We start from the raw sequence: 4,219 nt of genomic DNA, 5'->3' as shown, positions 1-4,219 counted from the left end.
TGTTCTCAACTTCTGCACCACGCCAGCTGTATATTGACTGGTCGTCATCTCCCACACAGCAAATATTTGAGTGCTCTTGGAACACGTGTACAGGTTACAGAAAAAGTAGAATTCGATATTTCACAATATGTGAATTCATCCTTCAAAAATGAACGAATTCGAGGTTAAATCCAAGACTACTGCCTGCTTTGCTTTGGTTCTAAATTGATATGAATATGAAGAAAAAGGAAGTGAAAAAACTTTGCTTATTTCTTCTCTTACACTATATTTCAGCATCAGCACAATCACGGGTAACCGTGGCTTAACAAAGTCTGATGAAGAATCACGTACAGTGATTCGAAATATCACTTTTTAATAAAAAGAATCCAAAATATGAAAAATTGTTTTTATTTTATTTTAGAGTATAATAAGATTGTTCTAAATTAACTGATATATGGTTAAATTTCTGTTTTGTGTACTGTTATTGCTATTGATAGTGAATGTATTAAAATCTAAGGCGTAATGAAAACTTATTTAGAAATTCTTGAACACTTTCAGAGCTTAGATAAGAGTATTTCTGTTACCAAGAGGGGTCTTTGACGTAGAAAAATTGAAGCTGCGCCTTGCAGAGCTAGAACCTCAGGCTGCAGATGATAACCTATGGCAAGACAACCAAAAGCCACAAGAAATTTTAAAAGAAAGTTCTAAGATTAAGAATGATGTGGAGTCGTTTTTAAAGCTAGAAAGCGATTACAATGACGCTATCAGCTTAATGAAATCTGCTATCGATGAGAATGACGAGGAATTTTTCTCTGAAGTTGAAAATGAATTAGTGAAGCTAGAGAAATTAATCAAGCGCAAGGAAACAGAATCTTTATTTATTGGCGAAGCAGATAATAGCGACTGTTTCTTGGAAATTCACTCAGGAGCTGGTGGAATGGAGAGCAATGATTGGGCTGAAATGCTCATGCGCATGTATGTAAGGTGGACTGAGATTTATCACAACTTTAAAGTTGAAATTGTAGAAAAGTTAGAGGGAGAGTCAGTTGGGATAAAATCTGCAGAGATAAAGATCATTGGGGAAAAAGCTTATGGATGGGCGAAAAGCGAGAGTGGCATTCACAGACTAGTTAGAATATCGCCATTTGATGCAAACGGCAAACGTCATACCAGCTTTGCAAGCATAGGAGTAACGCCAGTGATAGAAGATTCAATTGATATTGCTGTGGATGAGAAGGACTTAAAGATCGACGCTTACCGCGCTTCTGGAGCAGGCGGTCAGCATGTAAACAAAACTGAGAGTGCGGTGCGCATTACGCATATTCCAACAGGTGTTATAGTTCAATGCCAAAACGGCCGTTCCCAGCATCAGAATAAAAATGAGGCATTAAAGTTACTTAAAGGCCGTTTATACCAAATTGAGCTAGAGAAGAAAGAGCAGGAAATGGCTGAGGAGTATGGCAAAAAGTGCGATATAGGCTGGGGTAATCAAATCAGGTCATACGTCGTACATCCGTATCAAATGGTGAAAGATTTAAGAACCGGACATGAAGTGGGCAATATAAATTCTGTCTTTGATGGCAATATATACTGTTTCATAGTTAGTGTGCTGACTAATAAAAATTAGAAAGGGTCATAAAAAATGCTAAAAAACCCCTTGACAACCACCGCCAATCCCCTTACAATAACAATGAAGCTATTTTATTTAACTTCGCAATCTCTGCAGCGGATTAAAATGACAAGAAAACTTGTATTTTTGACGTACTATTGTTTAATTTTTCGCACAATGTGCACTGCATGTCTTTTTAAAACTTTGGGTTTTTCCTATATAAGCTGAAACGCGCTGTTTAAGACAGCACCCAACGTCAAATTTTGAAATAGAGAGTGGAATAACTAGCTACCTCGGGTTTTCTTTGCCTTTTTTTCTGCTTTAGTAAATTTCTTAGACATTAAAGCTAAGGTTAGTTGCACTTAAAATCAGCTAAATTGCAGCGTTTAAGACTTAAAGAACGCCGATACTGGAAATAGAAAATGACCAGGGCTTCTTTTGCCTTTTTGTCGATTGGGTGAATTTCTTAAATATTTTCTCAAGCTACAAGTCTCTGTTGAATGACAGGATGGAAAACATAATTTTTTTTAAATTCATTGAGTCGTGCTTTCAAACGGTAATGCCAGTAATGAAATTGGCGGGGGTTGTCAAGTAAGTTTTTATGCCAGCTTTATTAATTTACACCTCTGTGTTCTACCCACTGTGATTGCATCGACTTTGAGTGTTGGTTGACCAACCCCAACAGGTACATTTTGCCCGTCTTTCGAGCAGTGCCGACCCCGGGGTCTAACTTCAGGTCGTTGCCAATCATGGATACTTTTTCAGTACTGTTGGCCCATCACCAATTAGCGTTCCTCCTTTGACTGGCTGTGTAATTTTGCCATTTTCTATTAAGTAAGCCTCTGAAGATGAAAAAACAAATTTTCCTGACGTTATATTAACTTGTCCACCACCGAAATTTACTGCATACAGCCCGCTTTTTACGCTAGACATTATTTCTTCTGGTGTATGTTTTCCGGGCAACATATAAGTATTTGTTATGCGTGGCATAGTAACTTCTTTATAACTTTCTCTTCTGCCATTGCCAGTTAGATTTACGCCTATGAGTTTAGCGTTCATATGATCCTGCATATAGCCTTTGAGGATTCCATCCTCTATCAATATATTATAACCTGGCGGAGTGCCTTCACCATCTATGCTAACAGAACCACGCAGATTAGTCAGAGTTCCATCATAAACTACTGTGATGCCACTAGCCGCTACTTGTTTACCGATGTAATTTGAAAATGCTGAGATTCCTTTACGGTTAAAATCGCCTTCAAGACCATGGCCTACAGTTTCATGTAACAATACTCTCGGCCAGCCTGGACCTAGAACAACTGTCATCTCTCCGGCTGGAGTTGGAACAGCTTCAAGATTTACTAATGCTTGTCCTAATGCTTGATTTGCAACCTCTTTCCACTTTTTCTCAGAAATAAACTTACTATAAGAATCCCTTCCACCATGTCCTGCAGAACCCTTTTCAGTGCGGCCATCTTTCTCTACGATGACTAGCACATTAAAGCGTACTAGAGGTCTGATGTCGCTTAATCTGTGATCCCCCTTTATTATTTGTACGACTTGCCATTCTCCACTAAGAGTTATTTTTACTTGTTTTGCGCGGTTATATCTTTGGATCTTACATATTCGTTAACCTCGTTGAGCAGTTTAATTTTTGAGTTCAGTTCTATTTCATTTATGGGGTTAATTCTTGGATACAGGCTTTGTGTCTCCCTGCTTAAGCTCATTGAATTTGTTTTGTTTAAGGACACCGAACTCTTCACCATAGAAGCAGCATTACTGATTTCCTTTTCGCTAATATCAGAAGAACAAACAAAAAGACGTACTGTCTTCGCAAAAGAACCTTAAACCAAACCCCCATCTGGTATTCAAATCCATGTGTTCTAATATGTTATCATCAAAAACCATGGACTCTGATTGGCAAAACTCTAAAAATAGCTTACCACCGTCACTATTACTCAAAGCGTTATTGACTATTTTATATACGTTATTAATATTGACATTGTTTTGAGCAAAAAATATTTGATCTCTAGGTTTATATTGTCTGGCATCACCTTTAAACTAAAAAGCTCGGGTGGCGGAATTGGTAGACGCGCTAGCTTCAGGTGCTAGTAACTTTTCAAGTTGTGGAAGTTCAAATCTTCTCTTGGGCACTCTTAATTTTCATGTTGTTTTTTGAACGAATTAACGCTGTAATATAATATATTAACTATACCTAAGTTTATGAATCGTGAGAAAAAGGAGCTTGCCAACAGAAAAAAAAAAGAACTTACTTAAAACGTCTAGTTACTACACCATCTACTACTTTTTTCATTGGGTACATAGTAGCATCAATCCTTAATATTTCTGTTTTAAGCCCGTATTGTTCTATTGTCGGCACTATATTAAGTGCACTTTCGTTTGCTTTAAATATATGATCATCCAAAGATCATTTCCAAAAGCAGGATCTTAATAAGCAGCTTGGCATCGAAAACACTCCAGGACAAAAAAACTAACAAAGATCTGTCTTGATATTGCATCTAATGTTTCATTTCTAGCAGGAGGAATTACACCTATTTTACCCTTTGAACCTCCTATTATCCCTTTCATTTCTACTACTTTTTTCATTTTAGGCTGTACTGTTATGGCAGC

Annotated in this window: 3 protein-coding genes, 1 tRNA gene and 2 pseudogenes; 2 read left to right on the top strand and 4 right to left on the bottom strand. The window is 37.4% G+C overall.

Annotation, left to right across the window (positions count from 1 at the left end; genetic code table 11):
- A pseudogene (locus HET73_RS09135) lies at window positions 1-88 on the bottom strand (UvrD-helicase domain-containing protein); the annotation flags it as partial.
- Window positions 89-501: 413 nt separating this feature from the next.
- Here HET73_RS09135 and prfB point away from each other — a divergent pair.
- Window positions 502-1,606, top strand: a protein-coding gene (gene prfB / locus HET73_RS06200; protein WP_410543562.1) for a peptide chain release factor 2 whose coding sequence is annotated in 2 segments (ribosomal slippage) — window positions 502-558 and window positions 560-1,606 — 1,104 coding nt in all. Because the reading frame shifts where the segments join, the coding sequence is not laid out codon by codon here.
- Window positions 1,607-2,187: 581 nt separating this feature from the next.
- Here the strand turns inward: prfB and tldD are convergent.
- Window positions 2,188-3,610, bottom strand: a pseudogene (gene tldD / locus HET73_RS06195) (metalloprotease TldD).
- Window positions 3,611-3,656: 46 nt separating this feature from the next.
- Here tldD and HET73_RS06190 point away from each other — a divergent pair.
- Window positions 3,657-3,741: transfer RNA gene (locus HET73_RS06190), tRNA-Leu, on the top strand.
- Window positions 3,742-3,857: 116 nt separating this feature from the next.
- Here HET73_RS06190 and HET73_RS09970 read toward each other — a convergent pair.
- Both HET73_RS09970 and HET73_RS09965 read right to left on the bottom strand, forming a co-directional pair.
- Window positions 3,858-4,013: a hypothetical protein gene (locus HET73_RS09970; RefSeq protein WP_174134196.1), complete on the bottom strand. Its 156-nt coding sequence runs from the start codon at window positions 4,011-4,013 to the stop codon at window positions 3,858-3,860.
- Between the two features lie 23 nt (window positions 4,014-4,036).
- Window positions 4,037-4,219: hypothetical protein (locus HET73_RS09965; RefSeq protein WP_218939331.1), on the bottom strand; the 183-nt coding region annotated here is incomplete at its 5' end.

The sequence above is a fragment of the Wolbachia endosymbiont of Atemnus politus genome, from assembly GCF_013309895.1.
The sequence above is the reverse complement of the archived record's forward strand: the minus strand, read 5'-3'. Positions and strand labels throughout refer to the sequence as shown.